The 24,904-nt window shown below is 73.8% G+C and carries 21 protein-coding genes; 9 read left to right on the forward strand and 12 right to left on the reverse strand.

Annotation, left to right across the window (positions count from 1 at the left end):
- Positions 1-114 precede the first annotated feature (114 nt).
- Together ACFRAR_RS07375 and ACFRAR_RS07380 are read left to right on the forward strand one after the other, a co-directional pair.
- On the forward strand, positions 115-1,314 hold the full coding sequence (locus ACFRAR_RS07375) for a trypsin-like serine peptidase (RefSeq protein ID WP_380695756.1): 1,200 nt from the start codon (positions 115-117) through the stop codon (positions 1,312-1,314).
- 55 nt (positions 1,315-1,369) lie between these two features.
- Positions 1,370-2,479, forward strand: coding sequence for a trypsin-like serine peptidase (locus ACFRAR_RS07380; RefSeq protein WP_380695758.1), 1,110 nt, complete (start codon positions 1,370-1,372; stop codon positions 2,477-2,479).
- 62 nt (positions 2,480-2,541) lie between these two features.
- Here the strand turns inward: ACFRAR_RS07380 and hflX are convergent, their stop codons facing one another.
- From hflX to miaA, 5 genes are all read right to left on the reverse strand, one after another.
- A complete protein-coding gene (gene hflX, locus ACFRAR_RS07385; RefSeq protein WP_380695760.1) occupies positions 2,542-4,044 on the reverse strand; it encodes a GTPase HflX in 1,503 nt (500 codons plus the stop codon).
- Positions 4,045-4,282: 238 nt separating this feature from the next.
- Positions 4,283-6,496 carry a RelA/SpoT family protein gene (locus ACFRAR_RS07390; RefSeq protein ID WP_380695762.1) on the reverse strand — a complete coding sequence of 738 codons (2,214 nt, stop codon included), beginning with the start codon at positions 6,494-6,496 and terminating at the stop codon, positions 4,283-4,285.
- Positions 6,497-6,637: 141 nt separating this feature from the next.
- Entirely contained in the window at positions 6,638-7,552 is a 915-nt protein-coding gene (gene dapF / locus ACFRAR_RS07395; RefSeq protein ID WP_380695834.1) for a diaminopimelate epimerase, read from the reverse strand.
- Positions 7,553-7,575: 23 nt separating this feature from the next.
- Positions 7,576-8,088, reverse strand: coding sequence for a hypothetical protein (locus ACFRAR_RS07400; protein ID WP_380695764.1), 513 nt, complete (start codon positions 8,086-8,088; stop codon positions 7,576-7,578).
- A gap of 228 nt (positions 8,089-8,316) precedes the next feature.
- Positions 8,317-9,276, reverse strand: coding sequence for a tRNA (adenosine(37)-N6)-dimethylallyltransferase MiaA (miaA, locus tag ACFRAR_RS07405; protein ID WP_380695766.1), 960 nt, complete (start codon positions 9,274-9,276; stop codon positions 8,317-8,319).
- 195 nt (positions 9,277-9,471) lie between these two features.
- Between miaA and ACFRAR_RS07410 the strand changes: the two genes are divergently transcribed.
- Positions 9,472-9,732 carry an antitoxin gene (locus ACFRAR_RS07410; protein WP_380695768.1) on the forward strand — a complete coding sequence of 87 codons (261 nt, stop codon included), beginning with the start codon at positions 9,472-9,474 and terminating at the stop codon, positions 9,730-9,732.
- 28 nt (positions 9,733-9,760) lie between these two features.
- Here ACFRAR_RS07410 and ACFRAR_RS07415 read toward each other — a convergent pair whose 3' ends face one another.
- Positions 9,761-10,459 (reverse strand): hypothetical protein, encoded by a 699-nt coding sequence (locus ACFRAR_RS07415; protein ID WP_380695770.1) that lies wholly within the window; start codon positions 10,457-10,459, stop codon positions 9,761-9,763.
- 141 nt (positions 10,460-10,600) lie between these two features.
- Entirely contained in the window at positions 10,601-12,103 is a 1,503-nt protein-coding gene (gene miaB / locus ACFRAR_RS07420; protein ID WP_380695772.1) for a tRNA (N6-isopentenyl adenosine(37)-C2)-methylthiotransferase MiaB, read from the reverse strand.
- Positions 12,104-12,263: 160 nt separating this feature from the next.
- On the opposite strand from miaB, the gene ACFRAR_RS07425 reads away from it, so the two are divergent.
- Entirely contained in the window at positions 12,264-13,283 is a 1,020-nt protein-coding gene (locus ACFRAR_RS07425; RefSeq protein ID WP_380695774.1) for a TAXI family TRAP transporter solute-binding subunit, read from the forward strand.
- 51 nt (positions 13,284-13,334) lie between these two features.
- On the opposite strand, the gene ACFRAR_RS07430 is transcribed toward ACFRAR_RS07425, so the two are convergent.
- Complete coding sequence (locus tag ACFRAR_RS07430) at positions 13,335-14,759, reverse strand: sensor histidine kinase (protein WP_380695776.1); 1,425 nt, start codon at positions 14,757-14,759, stop codon at positions 13,335-13,337.
- A gap of 6 nt (positions 14,760-14,765) precedes the next feature.
- Positions 14,766-15,515 (reverse strand): response regulator transcription factor, encoded by a 750-nt coding sequence (locus tag ACFRAR_RS07435; protein ID WP_380695778.1) that lies wholly within the window; start codon positions 15,513-15,515, stop codon positions 14,766-14,768.
- A 386-nt stretch (positions 15,516-15,901) separates the two neighbouring features.
- On the opposite strand from ACFRAR_RS07435, the gene ACFRAR_RS07440 reads away from it, so the two are divergent.
- The 5 genes from ACFRAR_RS07440 to ACFRAR_RS07460 all read left to right on the forward strand — a co-directional run bounded on the left by ACFRAR_RS07440 (position 15,902) and on the right by ACFRAR_RS07460 (position 21,101).
- Positions 15,902-16,675, forward strand: coding sequence for an amino acid ABC transporter ATP-binding protein (locus ACFRAR_RS07440; protein WP_380695780.1), 774 nt, complete (start codon positions 15,902-15,904; stop codon positions 16,673-16,675).
- A 118-nt stretch (positions 16,676-16,793) separates the two neighbouring features.
- Positions 16,794-17,702, forward strand: a complete 909-nt coding sequence (locus ACFRAR_RS07445) for a glutamate ABC transporter substrate-binding protein (RefSeq protein ID WP_380695782.1) — start codon at positions 16,794-16,796, stop codon at positions 17,700-17,702.
- A gap of 53 nt (positions 17,703-17,755) precedes the next feature.
- On the forward strand, positions 17,756-18,406 hold the full coding sequence (locus ACFRAR_RS07450; protein ID WP_380695784.1) for an amino acid ABC transporter permease: 651 nt from the start codon (positions 17,756-17,758) through the stop codon (positions 18,404-18,406).
- Complete coding sequence (locus tag ACFRAR_RS07455; protein ID WP_380695786.1) at positions 18,403-19,251, forward strand: amino acid ABC transporter permease; 849 nt, start codon at positions 18,403-18,405, stop codon at positions 19,249-19,251. Before ACFRAR_RS07450 ends, ACFRAR_RS07455 begins: the two co-directional genes overlap by 4 nt.
- A 122-nt stretch (positions 19,252-19,373) precedes the next feature.
- A complete protein-coding gene (locus ACFRAR_RS07460) occupies positions 19,374-21,101 on the forward strand; it encodes an FAD-dependent monooxygenase (RefSeq protein WP_380695788.1) in 1,728 nt (575 codons plus the stop codon).
- On the opposite strand, the gene rny is transcribed toward ACFRAR_RS07460, so the two are convergent.
- The 3 genes from rny to recA form a co-directional block, all read right to left on the reverse strand.
- On the reverse strand, positions 21,098-22,552 hold the full coding sequence (gene rny / locus ACFRAR_RS07465) for a ribonuclease Y (protein WP_380695790.1): 1,455 nt from the start codon (positions 22,550-22,552) through the stop codon (positions 21,098-21,100). The two genes, ACFRAR_RS07460 and rny, sit on opposite strands and share 4 nt — an antisense overlap.
- A gap of 135 nt (positions 22,553-22,687) precedes the next feature.
- On the reverse strand, positions 22,688-23,764 hold the full coding sequence (gene recX, locus ACFRAR_RS07470; RefSeq protein ID WP_380695792.1) for a recombination regulator RecX: 1,077 nt from the start codon (positions 23,762-23,764) through the stop codon (positions 22,688-22,690).
- Between the two features lie 4 nt (positions 23,765-23,768).
- Positions 23,769-24,884: a recombinase RecA gene (recA, locus tag ACFRAR_RS07475; RefSeq protein ID WP_380695794.1), complete on the reverse strand. Its 1,116-nt coding sequence runs from the start codon at positions 24,882-24,884 to the stop codon at positions 23,769-23,771.
- Between the last annotated feature and the right edge of the window lie 20 nt (positions 24,885-24,904).

Consider the following 24,904-nt stretch of genomic DNA (forward strand, 5'->3'; position numbering starts at 1 on the left):
CGCACGAATCGGCCGGGTACCCACCACCCGGAAGTGGAACCGCCGGCCGCGGCACCACCCGGGCACACGGCACCGCCCGGCACCGAACCACCGAGCACAGGGGGAAACGCACAGATGGCAACGATCCACCGGTCGGCGCTGGCCGCCGCCCTGGCCGCGGGCACCCTGCTCGCCGTGAGCGCCTGCGGGCCGGACGGCCCGCCGGGCGGCACGAACAGCCCCGAGCCGCCGCCCGCCTCGACGTCCGGCCAGGCCGCGGGCCCAGGCGCGGGCGGCGTGATCGGCGGGATCACCCTCCCGTCCGGGCTGCCGACCAGCCTGCTGGAGGGACTGCCCAAGAGCTGGGACGACCTGAAGAAGTGGAAGTTCGAGGACTGGGACAAGTGGGCGTCCAAGCACGTCTTCAACAACCCGGTGGTGAAGGACTTCTGGGACCCGGACAAGATGGGCGACTCCAAGCCCGCCGACCCGGCCCCGCCCGCCGCCAAGCCGGCGCCCGCCACGCCCAAGCCGGCCACCGACGACGGCGTGACCGACCCCGAGCCTCCGGCGGTCAAGGCCGTGGCGGTGCCCCGTCCGTACACCAAGCAGCCCTCCGGCAAGGTGTTCTTCTCCGCCCAGGGCGGCCGCGGCAACTGCTCGGCGACGGTGATCGCCGACCCCCAGCACCCGGGCAAGAGCAACCTGGTCTGGACGGCCGGCCACTGCGTGCACGAGGGCAAGGGCGGCAACTTCTACAAGGACCTGGTCTTCGTGCCCGCCTACAACAACTCGGGCGCCTCCAGCGGCGGCAAGCGGGCCCCGCTGTCCGAGCTGGCCCCGCTCGGCACCTGGTGGGCCGACCAGGTCACCACCTCGCCGCAGTGGATGGTCGAGGGCGGCGGCACCGGCGACGCCGCCAACCAGTACGACTTCGCGGTCATGCGCGTGCGCAACCAGAACGACACCGGCAAGTCCCTGGAGGAGACCGTCGGTTCGGCCGTCCCCGTCTGGTTCGACGCGCCGCGCGAGCAGCTCAAGGTCACCGCCACCGGCTACCCGCTCACCAAGCCGTTCGACGGCCAGGAGCTGTACAAGTGCGACGGCGGCAAGCCCACCCGGCTCTCCTTCGACGCCAAGCGCCCGACCATGCTGACCATCGGCTGCACCATGACCCAGGGCTCCAGCGGCGGCGGCTGGTTCGCCACCATGCCGGACGGGCGGACCGCCCTGGTCAGCAACACCTCGATCGGCACCCAGGAGCACACCTCGCTGAGCGGCCCGTACCTGGAGGCGGTCGCCAAGCAGGCGCTGGACTGGATCTCCAAGAAGTAGCGGCCGCCACGGGGGCGGTATTGAACCACCAGCACAGCACGGGGGACGATCCAGCATGCCGAGAACCACCAGCCGGGCCGCGGCGGGCGCCGCCGCGCTGCTCGCCGCACTCGCCCTGGGCGCGTCCGGGTGCGGCCCGGCCGGCCCGGCCCGGCCCGCCGCCCCTCCCCCCGCCCTGCCCACGTCCGCGCCCACCAGCCTGGGCGACCTGAGCGGCTGGAAGGTGGAGGACTGGGCCCGCTACGTCGCCGACAGCGGCTTCCCGGGCGGCGCGGCGGCCGGCTCCTGGACGGCGGCCCGGATGGACGCGGCCAAGCCCCGCCCCACCCCGGAGTACTCGCTGACCGCCCCCGCCGCGGACGGCGTCGAGCGGGACGCCCCGCCCGCCGCCGTCCCGGCCCAGCCGCTGCCGCACCCGTACGGCCCGGCCGGGGCGGTGGTCGGCCGGCTCTTCATGACCACCCCGCAGGGCGACGCGGCCTGCTCCGCCACCGTGGTCTCCGACCCGGCCAACCCCGGCCGCAGCAACCTCGTCTACACCGCCGCGCACTGCCTGCACGACGGCAGGGGCGGCGGCTGGCTGAAGGGCCTGGTCTTCGTGCCCGGCTTCAACCGGGACGGCCGGGCGGCCCACGGCAAGCCCTACCCCGACCAGCAGGCCGCCCCGTACGGCCGGTGGGCGGCGGTGCGCGCGCTGGTCTCGCCGACCTGGCTCCAGGAGGGCGGTGTCGGCGCCCACGACCAGTACGACTACGGCATCCTCCGGGTGCGCGGCGAGGACGACTCCGACAGGTCCCTGGAGGAGGCGGTCGGCGGCTCGGTCCCGATCTGGTTCAACGCCCCGCGCGACCGGATCACCGCGGTCGCCGCCTACGGCTACCCGGCCGAGCGGCCGTTCGACGGCATGGAACTCGAACACTGCGACTCCCCGGTCGCACCGGGGCGGCTGTCCTTCGACCCGGCCCGCCCGCCGCTGTACGTGCTCGGCTGCACCATGACGGCCGGTTCCAGCGGCGGCGGCTGGTTCGTCGTCAGGGACGGCAAGCCCAACCTGATCAGCGTCGGCGCGGTCGGCAACCGCAACCCGGCCGGCTACCAGGCGGGCCCCTCGCTCCAGGACCAGGCGAAGCAGGCCTTCGACTACTTCGCCAAGAACGTCCGGTAGGAACGGCGCGAGGGGCCCCGGGACGGCGGATCCGTCCCGGGGCCCCTCGCGTACGCCGCGGCTCAGCCCTGGAGGGCCACCGCGAAGTACTCCAGCTCGGCGGCCAGCTCGGCCGGCACCTTGGCGTGCACCAGGGTGCCCTCACCGGTGTGCTCGGTGGAGAGCAGCTCCCCCTCGGCGTGCACCCGGGAGACCAGCGCGCCCTGGGTGTAGGGCACCAGGGCCCGCACCTCGACCGCCGGCCGCGGCAGCTCGTCGTCGATGAGCTTCAGCAGCTCGTCGATGCCGGCGCCGCTGCGGGCCGACACCACGATGGCGTGCGGCTCGCGGCGCAGCAGGCGCTGGAGCACGTGCGGATCGGCGGCGTCCGCCTTGTTGATCACCACGATCTCCGGCACGTTCTGCGCGTCGACCGAGACGATGACCTCGCGGACGGCGGCCAGCTGCGTCTCCGGCTCGGGGTGCGAGCCGTCCACCACGTGCAGGATGAGGTCCGCGTCGGCGACCTCCTCCATGGTCGAGCGGAAGGCCTCGACCAGGTGGTGCGGCAGGTGCCGGACGAAGCCGACGGTGTCGGCCAGGGTGTACAGCCGCCCGCTCGGGGTCTCGGCCCGGCGGACCGTCGGGTCCAGGGTGGCGAACAGCGAGTTCTCCACCAGCACGCCGGCGCCGGTGAGCCGGTTGAGCAGGGAGGACTTGCCGGCGTTGGTGTACCCGGCGATGGCCACCGACGGCACCTGGTGGCGCCTGCGCTCCTGGCGCTTGGTGTCGCGGCCCTTTTTCATGTCGGCGATCTCCTTGCGGAGCTTCGCCATCTTCTCGCGGATCCGGCGCCGGTCGGTCTCGATCTTGGTCTCACCGGGACCACGGGTGGCCATGCCGCCGCCCGAGGAGCCGGAGCCACCGCCACCCATCTGCCGGGACAGCGACTGGCCCCAGCCGCGCAGGCGCGGCAGCATGTACTGCATCTGCGCGAGCGAGACCTGCGCCTTGCCCTCCCGGGACTTGGCGTGCTGGGCGAAGATGTCCAGGATCAGGGCCGTCCGGTCGACGACCTTGACCTTGACCACGTCCTCCAGGTGGATCAGCTGGCCCGGGGTGAGCTCACCGTCGCAGACCACGGTGTCGGCGCCGGTGGCGGCGACGATGTCGCGCAGCTCCTTCGCCTTGCCGGAGCCGATGTAGGTGGCCGCGTCGGGCTTGTCGCGGCGCTGGATGACGCCGTCCAGCACCTGGGAGCCGGCCGTCTCGGCGAGCGCGGCGAGCTCGGCCATCGAGTTCTCCGCCTCCTCCAGGGTGCCGTCCGTCCAGACGCCGACGAGCACCACGCGCTCCAGGCGGAGCTGGCGGTACTCGACCTCGGTGACGTCCTCGAGTTCGGTGGAGAGGCCGGCGACCCGGCGCAGGGCGGCGCGCTCGCTGCGGTCGTACTGGTCGCCGTCGTAGTGGTGGCCGAGGTCCTCGTCGATGGCCGCGAGGTCCTCGTCCATGAGGGCTTCCGCCCGCAGACCGTCGAGGCGGCGCGGAGCGTCGGCGTGGTCGCGGGTGTCGAACGTGGAGGTCATTCTGTCCTTTGGCTCGCTGGTACGGGTGGCCTTCGGGGGGCCGCGTCGGCGGTCCCGTACGGAGTCTGCCCAGCTGCCGCCCCGGCTACCGTCCGGGCGGGGTGAGCTACCCCTCAGGTCCCCGGCTGCCGACCGGGCTCCTGTGCCCGGAGAACGCCGTGGACCGGCCGTGAATTCCCCATGATGGTCGCACGCCCGGCGCGGGCCGGTCATCCCCATTTCCCCCGGGGCGCCGCCGCTACGCCCGCTCCGGGGCCTGCGGGCGGCTCACGTCGTACACCCCGGAGACCCTGAGCACCGCCCGCATCAGCACCGGCAGCACGGCCGGCTCGGGCAGTTCGACGGTGTAGGTGTGCCGGACCCGGGACTCCTGCGGCGGCTCGACCTCGGCCGAGACGATGCCGACGCCCGCGCCGGAGATCGCCGCGGTGAGGTCGGCGAGCAGCCGCGGCCGGTTCAGCGCCTCGGCCCGCAGGGTGGCCCGGTACCCGGCCGCCGGCGCGCCCTCCGGCTGCCAGTGGACCTCCAGCTCGGGCCGCCCGTCCGCGCGCATCCGCTCCCCCGCCGGACAGCCGGTGCGGTGCACCGCGACCGCCGCTCCGCCGCGGATCGGGTAGCCGGCCACCTCGTCCGGCGGCACCGGGGTGCAGCAGCGTGCCAGCCGGACCGGTGCCCCGGGCCGTCCGGCCACCGCGACCGGGGCGGTCCCCCGCTCGGCGGCCGGGCGGCCGGGCGGGGCGGGCTGGCCGCCGGCCGGGCCGGTGCGGACCGCGGGCTGCCGGGCCGGGTGGTCGGCCAGCCAGCGTTCGATGGCCAGCCGGGCGGCGGGGGTGCGGGCGTGCGCCAGCCACTCGGGGTCGGGGCCGGAGGGCGGTCCGCCGCCGGCCGGGAGGGTCTCGGTGAGCACCGCGATCAGGTCGCCGTCCGCCAGCACGGTGGACAGCGCGGTGAGCCGCCCGTTGACCCGCGCGCCGATGCACCGGTGGCCGGTCTCCTCGCCGAGCAGGTAGGCCGCGTCCACGCAGGTGGCGCCGGCCCTCAGCTGAAGCGTTTCGCCGCTCTCCGTCACCACGGTGATCTCGCGGTCCCCGGCCAGGTCGGCGGTGAGCGCGGACCAGAAGGCGTCCGGGTCGGGCGTCTCCTGCTGCCACTCCAGCAGCCGGCTGAGCCAGCCCGGCCGGGCCGGGTCGGTGCGGTCCAGTTCGTCGGTGTCCTGGACGGCGCCCGCCCGGGTCGGGTCGCCGAGCGCCACCACCCCGGTCTCGGCCACCTCGTGCATCCGCCGGGTGCGGACCAGCACCTCGACCACCGCGCCGCCGCTGAGCGCCACGGCGGTGTGCAGCGACTGGTAGAGGTTGAACTTGGGCGCGGCCACGAAGTCCTTGAACTCCCCGGGCAGCGGCGTCCAGCAGGTGTGCAGCTCGCCGAGCACGGCGTAGCAGTCGGCGTTCTCCTCGACCACCACCAGCAGCCGCCCGTAGTCGGCCGGCCGCGGCGCCTGCGGCCGCCCGTCCGGCCCGGGCACGTCGCCCCGCCGCAGCAGCACCCGGTGCAGCGAGACGCAGTGGCGGGGCCGCACCGTCACCTCGGCGGCCACCCCGGCCTCGGCCAGCTGCCGGGCGAGCCGGTGGGCGAAGGGCTCCAGCAGGGTGTCCGGCTCGGCCTCGTGACCGGCCATCAGGGCGCGGGTGCTGGCGTACTCCTCGGGGTGCAGGGTGGCGAAGACGATGTCCTCCAGCTCCGCCTTGAGCACCTGGATGCCGAGCCGCTCGGCCAGCGGGATCAGCACGTCCCGGGTGACCTTGGCGATCCGCACCTGGCTGGCCGGCTTCATGTGCCGGATGGTGCGCATGTTGTGCAGCCGGTCGGCCAGCTTGATCACCATCACCCGGACGTCGTCCCCGGTGGCGACCAGCATCTTGCGGAAGGTCTCGGCCTCGGCGGCGGCGCCGAAGTCGACCTTCTCCAGCTTCGTCACCCCGTCGACCAGGTAGGCGACTTCGGGGCCGAACCCGGCGCCCACCTGGTCCAGCGTCAACTCGGTGTCCTCGACGGTGTCGTGGAGCAGCGAGGCGACCAGGGTCGTGGTCCCGGCGCCGAGTTGGGCCAGGATCATGGTGACAGCCAGCGGGTGGGTGATGTACGGCTCGCCGCTCTTGCGCTTCTGGCCGCGGTGGCTGGCCTCGGCGAGCCGGTACGCCCGGGCGAGCAGGCCGAGGTCGCCCTGCGGGTGGTGCCGACGGTGGACCCGGACGAGGGGTTCCAGGGCGTCCGGCACGGGCGGCCGGCCGGTGGCGAGGAGGGCGGCCCGCCCGGCCCGGCCGAGGGCGGCCCGCCCGAGTTCCCCGAGGGGCCGCCTGGCCCCGGCCTGCCGCACGGTCGTCGGCTGCCCCGTCACGGGCTGCCCGGCTTGTCGCATCCCCTCCAAGGGACTATCAACCCGCTGGTCCATGCCATAGAGCACACCACGTTCCACGGCGAATTGCGCCCCCTTCGCGGACGGCATCACCCGATCAGGGGGATTCGCCACCGCACGAAATGGGCAAACCGGGCTGTCCTTCTCAGCGCACCGGCCTCACCGGCCCCACCCGCCTCAGCGCGCCGACTCCCACCAGCGCCCGTCCAGCCGCCCCTCGGCCACGATCACCGCCGGCCCGGTCATCTCCACGCGCCCGTCCGGGTGCTCGGTGATGACCAGTCGCCCGCCCAGCACGTCCACGGTGTACGCGACCGCCTCACCGGTGACCGCCGGGTCGGCGCCGTCCCGGCGGATGGCCGCCACCGCGACGGCACAGGCGCCGGTGCCGCAGGAACGGGTCTCGCCCGAGCCGCGCTCGTGCACCCGCATCGCGACGTGCCGCGGCCCGCGGTCCACCACGAACTCGACGTTGACGCCCTCCGGGTAGGCGCTCGCGGGGCTGGTGAGCGGCGCGGCGAACAGGTCCCCGGCGTGGTCCAGGCTCTCCACGAAGGCCACCGCGTGCGGGTTGCCCATGTTGACGTTCAGCGCGGGCCAGCTCCGCCCGCCGACCGCGACCTCGATGCCGTCCGGCCCGGGCAGCCGGGCCCGGCCCATGTCGATGGTGACGTCGCCGGGCGTGCCGTCCTCGGCGGCCTCGGAGACCCTCGCGGTGAGCACCCCGGAGCGGGTGGCGACGGCCAGCTCGCCGGGCTCGGCCAGGCCGGCCTCGACCAGGAAGCGGGCGAAGACCCGAAGGCCGTTGCCGCACATCTCGGCGATGCTGCCGTCCGAGTTGCGGTAGTCCATGAACCACTCGGCCCGGTCGGCCATCCCGGCGGCGGCCGGGTCGGCGGCGGCCCGCACCACGCGCAGCAGCCCGTCCCCGCCGAGGCCGGCCCGCCGGTCGCACAGCGCGGCGACGGTCTCGGGACCGATCTCCAGGGCGCCGTCCGGGTCCGGGACGATGACGAAGTCGTTCTGGGTGCCGTGCCCCTTGAAGAAGGGGATGCCGCCCTGCTGGGGAGAGGAAGTGCTCACCCTCCCGATGGTACTGAGCCTCCGGAACGGGCTCAGCGCAGGTAGGCGACCCGCCAGACGGCGAGCGCGCAGGCCACCACCGCGATCAGGGTGTAGACCGCGATCGCCTTCCAGCCGGCCCGCTGCCCGGAACCCCGGCGCGGCAGTCCCGGCCACTTGTAGCCGGCGTGCCGGGCGGCCATCGCACCCCAACCCATCGAGGCGGCGGTGAGCAGCAGCCCGAGCATCCCGACCATGGTGGCGCGCGCCCCGGCCGAGCCGAAGGCGAGCGGGAAGGCGAACATCAGTGAGCCGAGGGTGCCCACCAGGGCGATCGGCAGCGTCTGCCACCAGCGCAGCCGGCGCAGCGGGCGGATCTCCCGCTCGTGCACCGCGCCGCTGGGCGGGGTGCGGGTGTCCAGGGCGGGCGCCGCGACCGCGTAGGAGGTCGGCGCCTCCAGCCCGGTCAGCACGGGGAGGTCGCCCATCGTCGACTCGTCGAACTCCTCGGCCGGGGCGGTGACGCTTCCGCTCTGACCGGATTCGGGGCCGGTACCCGTCGACACGCGGCCTCCCCTGACAGTTCGACACGAGCGGACTCGCGGCCGGGCACGGTCGGCCCGTCCGGCCGACCCCTACGGCATCGATGATGGCATGTCCAGAGGGGCGTTCCTGGCCTGACCGGGGTCGACGGGTGATCCGTGGCCATCACGTGATCGGGCCGTGACCGCCGGTTGGTCCTGCACGGTCGCCTGCGCGCGCAGGTGCACCGCCGGAATGGCCAAAAACCCCTGCTACGCGGCCGGAACTCCCTGACGTCCGATCAGTTCCAGGGACCGTTCCAGCAGCTCCACCGGGTCGGTTCCGGCCGGTCGGGAGAGCCAGTGGATCCGGTCGTCACGGCGGAACCAGGACTCCTGGCGGCGGGCGAAGCGCTTGGTGGCCCGTACGGTCTCGGCCCGGGCCTCGTCCTCGGTGCACTCGCCGGCGAAGTGGTCGAGCACCTGCTGGTAGCCGAGCGCCCGGGAGGCCGTCCTCCCCTCCCGCAGCCCGGTCTTCTCCAGCTCCCGGACCTCGTCCAGCAGTCCGGCCTCCCACATCCGGTCGACCCGCAGCGTGATCCGCTCGTCCAGCTCGGGGCGCGGCACGGCGACGCCGAGCTGCACCGCGTCGTACACGGCGGTGTTGCTCGGCAGGTTGGCGGTGAACGGCTGCCCGGTGATCTCGATGACCTCCAGGGCGCGGACGATCCGCCGCCCGTTGCTCGTCAGGATCGCCTCGGCGGCCGCCGGGTCCAGCTCGGCCAGCCGCCGGTGCAGCTCGTACGGCCCGGTCTGCTCCAGTTCGGCCTCCAGCCGGGCCCGCACGGCCGGGTCGGTGCCCGGGAACTCCATCTCGTCGATCGCCGCCCGGACGTACAGCCCGGAGCCGCCGACCAGGACGGGCGTGCGCCCGGCGGCGAGCAGCCGGTCGATCTCGGCCCGGGCCAGCCGCTGGTACTCGGCGACGCTGGCGGCCTCGGTGACGTCCCAGACGTCCAGCAGGTGGTGCGGCACTCCGCCGCGCTCGGCCGTGGTGAGCTTCGCGGTGCCGATGTCCATGCCCCGGTACAGCTGCATCGAGTCGGTGTTGATCACCTCGCCGTCGAGGCTGCGGGCGATGGCGACGGCCAGGTCGGACTTGCCGGCGGCGGTCGCGCCGACGACGCAGACCACTCGGGAAGGGGCGACACGCGGGGTACTGGAGCTGCTCACCGCTCCAGTCTCGCAAAACCGGCCGCGCGCCGGGGACCGGGCTGCCGCTCTCCCCGGACTGCGCGACCATATGACTGTCCCCGGGACCGTTTCCGGCTGTTTCCCCAGTCGATTCCGCTTTGCGAACGCTTTGCCGGGCGCGGACGTTGTGCAGGAGACGGGGATGGACGGACGACAGGGAAGGGTGAGACCGCCATGGGTCTGATGGACAACCTCAAGGGCAAGGCCGAGGAGCTCAAGGACAAGGCCAGCGAGTTCGCCGGCAAGCACAGCGACCAGATCGAGAAGGCCGTGGACAAGGCCGGCGACGCGATCGACAAGGCCACCAAGGGCAAGTACAGCGACAAGATCGAGCAGGGCACCGGCAAGGCCAAGGGCGCGGTCGGCGACTTCGCCCACAAGCCGAAGCCCGAGGACGGGGACGGGGGCCCGGAGGGCCAGGGCCCGCAGGCCTGAGGACCCGGCTCCGGGCTCGGTTCCGGACTCAGCTCCAGGACGCCACGAAGTAGCCGACCCCGTACGGCGCGTCCTGGTAGCCCAGCCGTCCGGTGAGGCCGGCGCCCCGCGCGGCGCCGGCCAGCACCTGCCAGGGCGCCCGGCCGTCGGCCTTGAGCTCGGCGGCGAGCGCCGGGTCCAGGGCGGCCAGCGCCGGCAGGTCGGCCGCGCCGAGGGCGGCGGCCAGCGCGGCGTCGAAGCCCTCCGCCCGCTCGTCCAGGTAGCCGGGCGCCTTCACCGAGCGGCAGGCGCTGCCGTCGCCGACCACCAGCAGGGCGACCCGGTCGGCGAGACCGGCCAGGCCCTGGCCGAGGCCGAGCATCCGGTCGGCCGGGGCGTCGGCGGGCACCGCGCAGGCGTGCGTCGGCAGGGTCACCCCGGCACGCTCCAGCAGCCAGGCGCCGACGGTCAGCGAGGGCGCCAGCTCCGGCCCCTCGACCCGCTCACCGGGCAGCTTGGCGACCAGCGGCACCCCGTAGCGGTGGAAGGAGCCGGCCCCGCCCTCGGTCCACACCTCGGCCGCCGGCCCGGTGCCGACCACCACGACCAGCTGCGGCCCGGCCGCGACCAGCGCCGCCAGCGCCTCGTCGCAGGCGGCCCGCAGCCCGTCCAGCTCGGCCGCCGCCCCGGCGGCGACCTCGGGGACGAGCAGCGGCGGACAGGGGCACACGGCGGCGGCTACCAGCATGTGGATCACTTTAGGCCCTGTCCTCGGACGAGCGTCCGCAGGGCGACGCGGGACGTCCGGGGACGGGGCCCCGGCCGGGAACGCGCGGCGGCCCGGCCGGAGCTCGGGTGCTCCCGCCGGGCCGCCGTCACGGCACGCGCGTCAGTCGCCGCAGCAGGCCCCGCCCGCGGGCGCGGCGAGCGGCAGCTCGGCCGGGGCGCCGATCTTCGGCAGGCCGAGCAGCACTCCGGCCGGCTTGGCGGCGGGCTCGGCCTGGCGCTTCTCCCAGGCGTCGCCGGCCCGGGTGCGGCGCACCGCGAGCGTCGGGCCCTCGGCGAGCAGGTGGTGCGGGGCGGCGTAGGTGATCTCGACGGTCACCATGTCGCCCGGGCGCACCGGCTCCTCGGGCTTGGTGAAGTGGACCAGGCGGTTGTCGGGGGCGCGCCCGGACAGCCGCCGGGTCACGTCGTCCTTCTTGCCCTCGCCCTCGGCGACCAGGATCTCCAGGGTGCGGCCGACCTGCTTCTTGTTCTCGTCCCAGGAGATCTCCTCCTGGAGGGCGATCAGCCGGTCGTAGCGGGCCTGCACGACCTCCTTCGGCACCTGGTCCTCCATCTCCGCCGCCGGGGTGCCGGGGCGCTTGGAGTACTGGAAGGTGAAGGCGTTGGTGAAGCGGGCCTCGCGGACGGTGTGCATCGTCTCCTCGAAGTCCTCCTCGGTCTCGCCGGGGAAGCCCACGATGATGTCGGTGGAGATGGCCGCGTCCGGCATCGCCTCGCGGACCTTCCGGATGATCCCGAGGAAACGCTCCTGCCGGTAGGAGCGGCGCATCGCCTTGAGCACCCGGTCCGAGCCGGACTGCAGCGGCATGTGCAGCTGGTGCATCACGTTCGGGGTCTCGGCCATCGCGGCGATCACGTCGTCGGTGAAGTCGCGCGGGTGCGGCGAGGTGAAGCGGATCCGCTCCAGGCCCTCGATCCGGCCGGCGGCGCGCAGCAGCTTGGAGAAGGCCTCGCGGTCGCCCAGGTCGGAGCCGTAGGCGTTGACGTTCTGGCCGAGCAGGGTCACCTCGATGACGCCCTCGTCCACCAGCGCCTCGATCTCGGCGAGGACGTCGCCGGGGCGGCGGTCCTCCTCCTTGCCGCGCAGCGCGGGGACGATGCAGAAGGTGCAGGTGTTGTTGCAGCCGACCGAGATGGCGACCCAGGCCGCGTACGCGGACTCGCGGCGGGTCGGCAGGGTGGAGGGGAAGGTCTCCAGCGACTCCAGGATCTCGACCTGGGCCTCGCGCTCGACGGCGGCCCGCTCCAGCAGCGCCGGCAGGTGGCCGATGTTGTGGGTGCCGAAGACCACGTCGACCCAGGGGGCGCGCTTGACGATGGTCTCGCGGTCCTTCTGCGCCAGGCAGCCGCCGACGGCGATCTGCATGCCCCGGTGGCGGGTCTTGACCGGCGCGAGCTGGCCGAGGTTGCCGTACAGCTTGTTGTCGGCGTTCTCGCGCACCGCGCAGGTGTTGAACACCACCAGGTCCGGGTCGCCCTCGGGCCCGGCCTTGACGTAGCCCGCGTCCTCCAGCAGGCCGGACAGCCGCTCGGAGTCGTGGACGTTCATCTGACAGCCGTGCGTGACGACCTTGTAGCTCTTCAATCCGCTCTCACCGCTCACCAGACCAGGGTACGGGCAGCCGCGAAGCGCTTTTCCCTGAGCTTCCCCCCGGCTTCACCGCCGCTTCCCCGGCCGCCGCCGGTGCTTCCCCGGCCGCCGCCGGTGCTTCCGCGCCCCGCTGCCACTCCCGTTCGGCCGGAGCGCCTGGCAGTATCCCCTCATGACCCCCACCACCCCGTCCCCTCTCGGCGCCGCCGTCCGCACCGCGGCCCGCAGCCCGCTGTGGCGGACGGTGCTGGTGCTGGTGCTGCTGGTCGCCGGGCTGGGCGGCTGGTGGCTGTCGGCCGGCCGTTCGCCCGGGTACCCGCGCGGCGAGGTCCGCTTCGCCACCGGGGTGCAGCGCGGCGTCTACGACCGGTACGGGCAGCTGCTCCAGGCCCACGTCTCCCGGACGATGCCGGGGGTGCGGCTGGCCCTGGACAACTCGGAGGGCTCGGTGGACAACGTCGCCCGGGTGCTCCACGGCCAGGACACCTTCGCGATCGCCACCGCCGACGCGGTCGCCGACTACCAGGGCGCCGACAAGGACAGGCTGCGGGCGATCGCCCGGCTGTACGACGACTACCTGCAACTGGTCGTCCCGGCCTCCTCCCCGGTGCGCCGCACCGCCGACCTCAAGGGCCTGCGGGTCGGCGTCGGCCTGCCCCAGTCCGGGGTGAACCTGGTGACCAAGCGGCTGCTGGCCGCGGCCGGGCTGGACCCGGACCACGACATCGTGCCGGTCTCGGCCGGCATCGGCGACGCCGCCGACCAGCTGCGCGAGCACAAGCTGGACGCCTTCTTCTGGTCCGGCGGCCTGCCCACCAGCGCACTCACCGACCTCTCCGAGCACATCCCGATGCGGATCGTGCCGCTGAGCGACCTCGCCGAAGCCCTGCACAAGGCCGAGGGCGGCGGCGCCGACGCCTACCGGGCGGCCACCATCCCCAAGGGCACCTACCCGGCGGCCGAGCCGAAGGACGCCGTCGCCACGGTGGCCGTGCCCAACCTGCTGATCACCCGGGACGACGCCGACCCGGGCCTGGTCGAGGGCATGACCCGCGCGGTGATCGACAGCCGGGACCAGATCGGCGCCCAGGTGCACGCCGCCCAGCTGGTCGACCTGCGCACCGCCGTCTACACCGACCCGCTCCCGCTGCACACCGGCGCGGCGCGCTACTACCGCTCGGTGAAGCCCTGAGGGCCGTCGGCTCTCCAGCCGCCGGCTCTCCGACTGCCGGCTCTCCGGCCGTCAGCTCTCCGGCCGCGGCACCGCCAGGGTCACCGCGAGCCCGGTCGGCTTGACCGGCGCGAAGCCGAGCGAGCCGCCGCCGGCCGCCAGCAGGGTGCGGGCGATGGACAGTCCGAGCCCCGAGCCGTCCACGTTCTGGTGCCGCGCGCTGCGCCAGAACCGGTCCCCGGCCCGGGACAGCTCGTCCTCGGTCAGGCCGGGACCGGCGTCGGCGACGGTCACCGAGACCTCGTCCCGGCGCACCGCGACCCGCAGCCGCACCTCGCTGCCGGCCGGGCCGAACTTGAGCGCGTTGTCCAGCACCGCGTCCAGCGCCGAGCCGAAGCCGATCGGGTCGGCCATCCCGATCGCGAGCGCCGGGCCGTCCCAGCGCAGCCCGATCCCGCGCTGCTCGGCCACCGGCCGCCAGGCGTCCACCCGGGCCAGGGTGAGCTCGGCCAGGTCGGTGCGCTCCGGTTCGGGGCGGGCGTGCTCGGCGGTGGCCAGTCCGAGCAGGTCGTCCAGCACCCGGGCCAGCCGGACGCCCTCCTCCCGAACGCCGCTGAGCTCCTCCTCGTGGCCCTCGGGCAGTTCCAGGCCGAGCACCTCGACCCGCAGCAGCAGCGCCGACAGCGGGTTGCGCAGCTGGTGCGAGGCGTCCGCGACGAAGGCCTTCTGCTGGTCCATGGCGAGCACCACGTGGTCCGCCATCTCGTTGAACGAGCGGGCCAGCCGCTGGAGTTCGGGCGGGCCGCCGCCGGGGGCGACCCGGGCGGCCATCCGGCCGGTGGCGATGTCGTGGGTGGCCCGGTCCAGGGTGCGCACCGGGCGCAGCACCCACTCGGTGAGCCGGACGGCGAGCAGCACGGCGACGATCATCGCGGCGGCCTCGCCCGCGCCGATCACCAGCCACTTGTGCAGCACCCGGGTGCGCAGCGCCCCGGTCGGGGACTCGCTCAGCACCACCGCGACCACGTCGCCGTCGCGCACCACCGGGGCGGCGACGGTGATCGTCCGGTCCGGCGTCCACGGCCAGACCTGCGGCGGGTTGTGGCTGCGCCGCCCGTCCAGCGCCTCCTGGAAGGCCTGGGCGCCCCAGCCCTCGTCGGGCACCCGCCAGTCCTCGGGGGCGGAGGAGATCGGCAGGCCGTCGCGCTGGAAGATGCCGAGGCGCACGCCGTACAGGTCGTGGTAGCGGCGGACCTCGGCGTCGATCGCGTGCCGGCGGCCGAGGTCGCCGGGGGCGGGCTCCGGGTCGCCCTTGCGCGCCGAGTCGGCGGCCCCGGAGGTGGGCAGGTCCTGGGCGAAGCGGGCCGCGTCGTCGAGCCGGTCGACGACCACCCGGCTCTGCTCGGCCGCCGCGACCGCCGCCGCGAGCGGCAGCCCCAGGGCGGCCAGGACGCAGAGCATGAGGGCGATCAGGATGCCGAGCAGGCGGGTGCGCACGTGCGGTCAGCGCTCCGCGGGGGCGGACGGGGTCTCGTCGGCCGCGGGGCCGTCCGGGATCAGCCGGTAGCCGACGCCGCGCACGGCCTCGACCAGCCCGGGCAGCGCCAGCTTGTTGCGCAGCGAGCCGATGTGCACCTCCAGGGTGCGCCCGTTGCCCTCCCAGCCGCTGCGCCAGACCTCGCTGAAGATCTGCTCGCGCCGGTAGACCACGCCGGGGCTCTGGGCGAGCAGCGCGAGCAGGTCGAACTCCTTGCGGGTGAGCGGCACGTCGCGGCCGTCCACGCTGACCCGGCGGCGTTCCCGGTCGATCCGGATGCCGCGGGACTCCAGCGGGCCGCGCTGGCGCGGCACGGTGTCGGGCGCGGGTGCGGGCACCGCGGCGGGGGCGGCGCCGCGGCGGGCCACGGCGTGGATGCGGGCGAGCAGTTCGCCCATGTCGTACGGCTTGGTGACGTAGTCGTCGGCGCCCAGGTTGAGCCCGTGGATCCGGGAGCGGACGTCGGCGCGGGCGGTGACCATGATCACCGGCACGCCGCTGCCGGCCCTGATCCGGCTGCACACCTCGAAACCGTCGCGGTCGGGCAGCCCGAGGTCGAGCAGCACCACGCGGTACGGCTCGTTGCCGTCCGGCACGAGGGCGTCCAGCGCCTCGTGCCCGCTGCGGGCGTGCCGGACCTGGAAGCCGTGCCGACCGAGCACCGCGACCAGCGCGGCGGCCACGCGTTCGTCGTCCTCGACGAGCAGCAGTCGCATCCTGTTCTCCTCCTTCCCCCACGTGATCGCCGGTGATCACCCGACCGATCGGTCAGGTGCCGGTCCTGCGCAGTATGGGCCAGTGAACGGCCCGGCGCCAGGCTCGACCGCGCTCCGGGCCCGTGGGGGACGGGGAGCACCGGAGCGGTTTCCGCTGTGACATGCCCCGTGGGCGCCCGCGCGAACGGCGCGTGGGCGGCGTGTGGCCGTTTCGTGATCCTCAAGTTCCGCTCAGATCGGCTGACGGCGAACCGTCATGGCTCCTAAGGTCGGCCCACCGGGGGCTGCGGCTCCGCCGGCCGCGGCCCCCGGATTCGCACCACCGTTGCCCCACAAGGAAGTTGAGACTTCTCGGGCACCATTCGACGACAGAGGGAGCAGGCGCGATGACCGAGAGCCCCGTCGAGGACTCCACCCCCGCAGCCGCCCCGCTGGTCGTGCTGAACAACGTCAACAAGCACTACGGCGCGCTGCACGTGCTGCAGGACATCGACCTGGAGATCGCCCAGGGCGAGGTGGTCGTGCTGATCGGCCCGTCCGGTTCGGGCAAGTCCACGCTCTGCCGGACCATCAACCGGCTGGAGACGATCGACTCCGGCGCGATCACCATCGACGGCCGGCCGCTGCCCGCCGAGGGCAAGGAGCTGGCCCGGCTGCGCGCCGAGGTCGGCATGGTGTTCCAGAGCTTCAACCTGTTCGCGCACAAGACCGTGCTGGAGAACGTGGTCATCGGCCAGGTGAAGGTGCGCAAGGTGCCCCGCCCGGAGGCCGAGAAGACCGCCCGGGAGCTGCTGCAGCGGGTCGGCGTCGGCGCACAGGCGGACAAGTACCCGGCCCAGCTCTCCGGCGGCCAGCAGCAGCGCGTGGCGATCGCCCGGGCGCTGGCGATGAAGCCCAAGGTGATGCTCTTCGACGAGCCCACCTCGGCGCTGGACCCGGAGATGGTCAACGAGGTGCTGGAGGTCATGCGCCAACTGGCCGCCGACGGCATGACGATGGTCGTGGTCACCCACGAGATGGGCTTCGCCCGCTCCGCCGCCAACCGCGTGCTGTTCATGGCCGACGGCAGGATCGTCGAGCAGAACACCCCGGACGCCTTCTTCACCGCGCCGCGCTCCGACCGCGCCAAGGACTTCCTCTCGAAGATCCTCCACCACTGACGCTTCGAGACCGCCGGGGCCACCACCGGCAACGGCGCCGCCCGGCCCTGCCCGTGCACGACTCCCAGACTCCAGAGCCCGGTTGACGCCGGGGCCCACCCCCAGGAGAACACCCCGCATGAGGACTTCCCGCACCCTCGCCATCGCTCTCTGTGCCGTCGCGCTCACCGCCACCGCCGCCTGCGGCAAGGACGGCAAGCCCGGCGCCACCGCCGCGAGCAGCGGCGGCTCCGCCGCCCCGGCGCTGCCGGCCTACACGGTCAAGACCGACGTCAAGATCGACTCCGCGGTCCTCGCCGAGGCCAAGAAGCGCGGCCAGCTGATCATCGGCGCCAAGGCCGACCAGCCGAACCTCGGCTGGGAGGACGTCGCCAGCGGCGACCGCAGCGGCTTCGACATCGAGATCGCCAAGATGATCGCCGCCGACCTCGGCTTCAGCCCCCAGCAGATCAAGTGGCAGACCCTGGTCTCCTCGCAGCGCGAGCCGGCCATCTCCAAGGGCCAGATCGACCTCTACGTCGGCACCTACAGCATCAACGACGAGCGCAAGAAGAGCGTCTCCTTCGCCGGCCCGTACTACATCGCCGGCCAGGACCTGCTGGTGAAGGCCGACAACACCTCGATCACCGGCCCGGAGAGCACCGGCGGCAAGAACGTCTGCACCGCCACCGGCTCGACCTCGATCAAGAACATCCAGCAGTACAACCCGAAGATCACGCAGTTCGACACCTACTCGGCCTGCGTCGAGAAGCTGCTGTCCGGCGAGGTCGACGCGGTCACCACCGACGACGCGATCCTCAAGGGCTACGCCTCCAAGTACGCCCCCAAGCTCAAGGTCGTCGGCAAGCCGTTCACCAAGGAGAACTACGGCGTCGGCCTCAACAAGGACGACAAGGCGCTGCGCGACGCGATCAGCGACGCCCTCAAGGCCCACGAGGACAACGGCGACTGGAAGAAGGCGTACGACGCGACCCTGGGCGCCTCCGGCTCCGCGGCGCCGGAGGTCCCGGCCCTCGACCGCTACTGATCCGCCCGCCGCACGTCGACTTCCCGACCATGAACTGAGAGGAGGGCCGCCGGATGGGATTCCTGTTCGAGGACGACAACTTCGCGTTGTTCCGCGACGGCTTCCTACAGACGATCGAGGTGAGCGCGCTCAGCGCGCTGCTCGCCCTGCTGCTGGGCACCCTGCTGGCGGCCTTCCGGGTCTCCCCGGTCCCGGTGCTGCGCGCCTTCGGTACCGGCTGGGTGACGCTCTTCCGCAACACCCCGCTGACCCTGCTGTTCTTCGCCGTCACCTTCGGACTGCCGCCGCTGGGCGTGCACTTCAGCCACCTGGTGTTCGCGGTGCTGGCACTCGGCGGATACACCGCCTCGTTCGTCTGCGAGGTGATCCGCTCCGGCATCAACACCGTGCCGCTCGGCCAGGCGGAGGCCGCCCGCAGCCTCGGCATGACCTTCGGCCAGACCCTCACCCTGATCGTCCTGCCGCAGGCCGGCCGGACCGTCCTGGGCCCGATGAGCAGCGTGTTCATCGCCCTGCCGAGGAACTCGGCGATCGCCGGCGCGTTCAGCGTCACCGAGCTGTACAGCGCCCAGCAGACCTTCTCCGAGCGCGGCTACTCGATCTTCGCCATCTTCTTCTGGGTGGCCTGCGCCTACCTGCTGATCAGCGCGACGATCGCCACGTTCTTCCGCTTCCTGGAAACCCGACTGGCGGTGGCCCGATGAGCTTGTTCCAGCGCCAGGCCACGGCCAGCGTCCTCTACGACGCCCCCGGCCCCAGGGCCCGCGCCCGGTACCGCGTGTTCGGCGTCCTCTCCGTCCTCGCGGTCGCCGGCCTCCTCTGGTACGTCTTCAGCGCGCTCGACGAGAACGGCCAGTTCGACCCGGACCTCTGGGACGCCTTCCAGTACACCTTCGTCCAGCAGCAGATCGTGGACGGCCTGCTGTCCACTCTCAAGGCCTTCGGGCTGGCCGCGCTGCTCTCGCTCACCCTGGGCGCCCTGCTGGCGGCCGGCCAGCTCTCCGACCACCGGCCGGTCCGCTGGGCCTGCGTGGGCTTCACCCAGTTCTTCCGGGCGATGCCGCTGCTGATCCTGATCGTCGGCCTCTACTACGCCTTCTTCGCCCAGCAGCCGATGTGGGCGCTGGTGCTCGGCCTCACCCTCTACAACGGGGCGGTCCAGGCCGAGATCATCCGCAGCGGCGTCAACGCCGTCCCGCGCGGCCAGGCCGAGGCCGCGTACGGGCTGGGCATGCGCAAGACCCAGGTGCTGACGTCGATCCTGGTGCCGCAGGCCGTCCGCTCGATGCTGCCGACGATGATCGGCCAGCTGGTCGTCACCCTCAAGGACACCTCGCTCGGCTTCGTCATCACCTACCACGAGCTGCTGTTCATCGGGAAGGCCATCGCCAGCCAGCCGATCAACGCCGCGGGCTTCCCCTACATCCCGGTGGTGCTGGTGATCGGCCCGATCTACATCGCGATGTGCCTGCTGCTGACCGCGCTCGCACGCTGGATCGAGGCACGTGGCCGCCGCGGCGCGAACCGGCGCACTTCGGCTTCTGCTTGACGGGCACGCAGGTGAACTGTTGCATTGCTCTTCGTGACACCTCCCGGGAGCATCCACGCGGCATATGCGGCAGCCGTAACTGACGCCGGACCATCGACCGGTTCGTGCCCGGAGGTTCCCTCATGGACCCGGTGATCGTGGTCGGGGCCGGACCGGTCGGTCTGGCCCTGGCCCTCGCCCTGGCACGGCACGAGGTGCCGACCGTCGTCCTCGACGAAGGCTCCGGACTCTGTCCCGAAGGTCCGCGCAGCCTCGTCCTCGGCGCCGACACCGCGGCCTTCCTGACCCGGATCGGCTACCCGCGGGCCGTCTCGGACTCCGCGCTGTGGGACTCCTTCGCCGTCTGGCGGCGCCGCCAGGAGATGCTGCGGATCGACCTCACCGACTCGCCCACCTACCACCTGCCCCAGCACCGCCTCCAGCGCGGGCTGCGCGACGCGCTGACCGGCACCCCGCTGATCAGACTGGTCCCGCTCAACCGGGTGGTCGAGCTCGAACAGGACCGGGACGGCGTCAGCGTCCGCACCACCGGCACCCAGGACGGCTCCACCACCTGGTGGCGCGGCAGCCACCTGGTGGGCTGCGACGGCGCGAGATCCACCGTCCGCAAGCTCCTGAAGATCCGTTTCCCCGGCCGCCCCGCGGTCGACCGCAACGCCATCGCCACCGTCCGGGTCGACCTGCCCTTCGACGGCGCCCGGCTGCACCGCGAGCCCCCGTGGCGGGGCGACCGCGAGGCCTCCGCCCGTCCGCTGCCGGACGGCGTCTGGCGGCTCGACTGGCGGCTGCCCCCCGGTCGACCCGCCCCCACCGAGCCGGTCGACCCGCACGCCACCTGGCCCGGCATCGTCACCGGCGACACCCTGCTCACCCGGGTCACCTCCACCCTCACCGGCTGGTGCGGCGAACTGCCCCGCTTCGACCTGCTGGCCGCCGCCGACCACACCGCCCAGCAGCGCCTCGCCGCCCGCTTCCGGGTCGGCCGCTGCTTCCTGGCCGGCGACGCCGCCCACCTGCACGGCGCGCTCGGCATGCAGAACCTCCCGGACGGGCTGCGCGACGCCGACAACCTGGCCTGGCGACTCGCCCTCGCCTGGCACCTCCACTCCGGCGGTCCGCAGCCCGGCGGCTCGCTGCTGGACGGCTACGAGGCCGAGCGGCGCGGGGCGGTCGGCGCCCGGCTGCGCGCGGTCGACCAGTCCATGCCGCTGCTGCGCCCGCTGCGCGGCTGGCAGCAGACCCGGCGCTCGCTGCTGGTCGGCGGCTTCCGCAAGCACGCCCCGCTGCTCGCCGACGGCCAGCTCGGCACCGGCCGCTTCGGCGGCGCACCCGCCTACCCGACGGCGCCCGCCACCGCCCCCGGCCGGGTCCCGTTGCAGCGCGGCTCGCGCGGCACCACCTCGCTCAGCGAACTGCTGCCCGCCACCGCCCCCGGCGTGCTCGTCCCGGACCTTCCGGTGCTCGCCGACGACGGCACCCCCGACCACCTGCACGCCCGGCTCGGCGCCACCTTCCTGCTGCTGCTGGTCGCCCCCGGCACCGCCGTCTGGTCCTCCGAGCACTGGCTCGGCGCCGGTCTGATGCCCCGCCTCGCCGAGGTCGCCGCCGCCCTGCCCGTCCCGGCCGAGGTCCTGGTCACCGAGGACTACCCGGGCGCCGGACCGCACACCGTGCTGCTGATCCGCCCGGACGGCCACCTGGTCGGCGTCACCCAGGGCGCCGTGGCCGAGGAGCTGGTCACCCTCGCCGATCGCGCCCGCGGCGGCCCGGCCACCCTCGACCCGGCTCCCGACCCGGCCGACCAGCCGGCGCCCGAACAGGTGGACTCCCCCAGCCGGGGCGCGTCCTAACCGGCCACCGCCGTGGCGCGACTCTCCCGGACCACCGTCACCCGGATCTGGCCCGGGTAGGTCAGCTCGGTGGAGACCTGGCGGGCGACTTCACGGGCGATCAGCTCCGCCCCGAGGTCGTCCACCGCGTCCGGCCGGACCATCACCCGGACCTCGCGTCCCGCCTGCATCGCGTACACCTCGGCCACCCCGTCGTGCGAGCGCGCGATCTCCTCCAGCCGCGCCAGCCGCCGGACGTACAGCTCCAGCGACTCCTTGCGCGCGCCCGGCCGGCCGGCCGAGCAGCCGTCCGCGGCCTGGGTCAGCACGGCCGTCACGGTGTGGGGATCGACCTCGTTGTGATGGGCGGCGATCGCGTGCACCACCTCCGGTGACTCCCCGTACCGCCGGGCCAGCTCCGCGCCGACCGCCGCGTGGCTGCCCTCGGCCTCGTGGGTGAGCGCCTTGCCGATGTCGTGCAGCAGCGCCGCGCGCCGCACCGGCTCCGGGTCCACCCCGAGCTCGGCGGCCATCATCCCGGCCAGGTGCGCGGACTCCAGCAGGTGCCCGAGCACGTTCTGCCCGTACGAGGCCCGGAAGCGCAACGAGCCCAGGGTGCGGACGAGTTCGGGGTGCAGCCCGTCGACCCGGGCGTCCAGCAGGGCGTCCTCGCCGGCCCGGACGCAGCGCTGCTCGACCTCCTCGCGGCTGCGCTCATGCAGGTGCTCGATCCGGGTCGGGTGGATCCGGCCGTCCTCGACCAGCTGCTCCAGGGTGAGCCGGGCGGTCTCCCGGCGGACCGGGTCGAAGCAGGACAGCTGCACCGACTCGGGGGTGTCGTCGATGATCAGGTTCACGCCGGTGACCGCCTCGAAGGCGCGGATGTTGCGGCCCTCGCGACCGATGATCCGGCCCTTCATGTCCTCGTTCGGCAGCCGCAGGACGGTGACGGCGCTCTCCGCGGTCTGCTCCGTGGCCAGCCGCTGGATCGCCCCGGCGACGATGTCCCGGGCCCGGCGCTCGCCCTCCGCCCTGGCCTCGCGTTCGATCTCCCGGACGGTGACCGCGGCCTCCCGGCGGGCCGACTCCTCGGCCTCCTGCCGGAGTTCGGCGCGGGCCTGATCGGGGGAGAGCCCGGCGGCCCGCTCCAGCACCGTCACCCGGCGGGCCACCAACGCCTCGGCCTCGCTCCGGGAGCGCTCCACCTCGGCCGAGCGTTCGACCAGTTCGTCCTCCCTGCGGCGCAGCCTGAGCAGTCCCTCGGCCACGCCCTCCTCGCGGCGGGCGAGTTCGACGCGCTGCCGGACGGCCTGTTCCTCGGCCCACCGGCGGGTCCGCTCGACCTCGGCCAGGGCGCCGCGCCGGGCCGTCCGGAGCCGTCCGATGACCAGCCCGGCGAGTACCAGCAGCAGCAGTCCCGCCGATCCCGCCACCAGCAAACCGCCCGGGCCGGTGCCCGCCGAAGTCCCCATTGCCGCCCCACTCCCCCGTCGCCGCACGGGCCGCCGCACGACAGGCGCCCCGGGCACTGAAGGCGAGGCTAGGTGGGGGTCACGAAACGGTCAAGAGTTGACCTGGCGCACTCCAAGAAGCCCACAGAACTGCCACTACTCCCCACCCTGCGGTTCACTCGACTCCTCTTCCAGCGCCGTGCGCACCACCCGGAACGCCAGCCCCTCGGAGTAGCCGCGCCGGGCGAGCATCCCGACCAGCCGTCGGGTGCGCACCTGGGCGTCCAGCCCCCGGGTGGACCGGAGCTTGCGCTCGACCAGCGCCCGGGCCGCGTCCGTCTCGTCGTCGTGGTCGAGCTGGGCGACGGCCTGCTCGACCAGGTCGGCGGCGACCCCCTTGGTGCGCAGCTCCTGGGCCAGCGCCCGCCGGGACAGGCCCCGGACGGCGTGCCGGGACTCCACCCAGGCCGTGGCGAAGGCCGCGTCGTCGATCAGCCCGACCTCCTCCAGCCGGGTGAGCACCTCGTCGGCGGCCTCGTCCGGGATCTCCCGCTTGCGCAGGGCGTCGGCGAGTTGCTTGCGGGTCTTGGCGGCGCCGGTCAGCAGCCGCAGGCAGATGTCCCGGGCTCGGCTCTCCGGATCGGCCGGCTCCTCGGTCTGACGCCGGGAGCCGCGCTCGGCGCCCTCCTCCTCGGGTGCGCCCTCGGCGGACCGACCGCTCCGGGCCCGGCCGCGGCGTGCGCCGCGGCGGGAGGCCGAGGCGGCCGCACCCCCGTGACCGGCCGCCTCGCCCGTGTCCTCGTCCCAGCCGCTCTCCACGGCCGCCGGCGTCGAGCCGGGCCGGGCCGCTTCGGTTCCCGCGGCCTCCGCGACCTGCTCGGCCACCAGCGCCGAGCGCCGACGTCGGCGGCCGGTGGGCAGTTCGGAGGCGGAGACCAGGCCGAGCGCCTCGACCGAGGCCTCCGCCGGCTCCGGGCCGGGCGCCGCGCCGCGCACCGCCCGGGCCGGAGCCCGGTCGAACTCCGGCTCGGGGCCGGATGCCCAGTTCGTGGCGGACGGACGGCCGCGCCGCCCGCCGCGGGAGCGTGAACCGGCCCGGGGCCTCCCGGCCGAGTGCCCCGGATCGGGCTCGGGCTCGGGCTCTTCCGCGACCGCGGCGAACCAGTCCGGCGGCCCGTAGTCGCCGTCCTCCGGACCTGCCGGATCGCCACCCACCGTGTCGTACTGCGTCAACGACTCAGGCCTTGGCCGCCGCCGTCTTCTTCGCCGCGGCCGTCTTGGTGGCGGCGGCGGTGATCGGCTTGGCGGCGCCGTCGGCGGCGGTGGCCTCCGCGGCGTCCTCGGCCGGCTCCTCCAGCTTGGGGCCGATGCCGAGCTTGCTCTTGATCTTGCGCTCGATCTCGTCGGCGAGCTGCGGGTTGTCCTTCAGGAAGTTGCGGGCGTTCTCCTTGCCCTGGCCGAGCTGGTCGCCCTCGTAGGTGTACCAGGCGCCCGACTTGCGGATGAAGCCGTGCTCCACGCCCATGTCGATCAGGCCGCCCTCGCGGCTGATGCCGACGCCGTACAGGATGTCGAACTCGGCCTGCTTGAACGGCGCGGCGACCTTGTTCTTGACCACCTTGACGCGGGTGCGGTTGCCGACCGCCTCGGTGCCGTCCTTCAGCGTCTCGATCCGGCGGATGTCGAGGCGGACCGAGGCGTAGAACTTCAGCGCCCGGCCACCGGTCGTGGTCTCCGGCGAACCGAACATCACGCCGATCTTCTCGCGCAGCTGGTTGATGAAGATCGCGGTGGTGTTCGACTGGTTCAGCGCACCGGCGATCTTCCGCAGCGCCTGGCTCATCAGCCGGGCCTGGAGACCGACGTGCGAGTCGCCCATCTCGCCCTCGATCTCGGCGCGCGGGACGAGCGCCGCGACCGAGTCGATGATCACCAGGTCGATCGCGCCGGAGCGGATCAGCATGTCGGTGATCTCCAGCGCCTGCTCACCGGTGTCCGGCTGGCTGACCAGCAGGGCGTCGGTGTCCACGCCGAGCTTCTTGGCGTACTCGGGGTCGAGCGCGTGCTCCGCGTCGACGAACGCGACCGTGCCGCCGGCCTTCTGGGCGTTGGCGGCCAGGTGCAGGGTCAGGGTCGTCTTGCCGGAGGACTCGGGGCCGTAGATCTCGACCACCCGGCCGCGCGGGATGCCGCCGACCCCGAGGGCGACGTCCAGGGCGGTGGACCCGGTGGAGATCACCTCGACCGGCTCGTTGGCCTTCTCGCCGAGGCGCATCACCGAGCCCTTGCCGAACTGCCGCTCGATCTGGGCGAGAGCGGTCTCCAGAGCCTTCTCGCGGTCCGTACCTGCCATGGCTTTTTCCCTCGGGTTCT

Origin of the sequence: Kitasatospora sp. NPDC056651 (assembly GCF_042792155.1) — a bacterium.
Lineage (GTDB): Bacteria > Actinomycetota > Actinomycetes > Streptomycetales > Streptomycetaceae > Kitasatospora.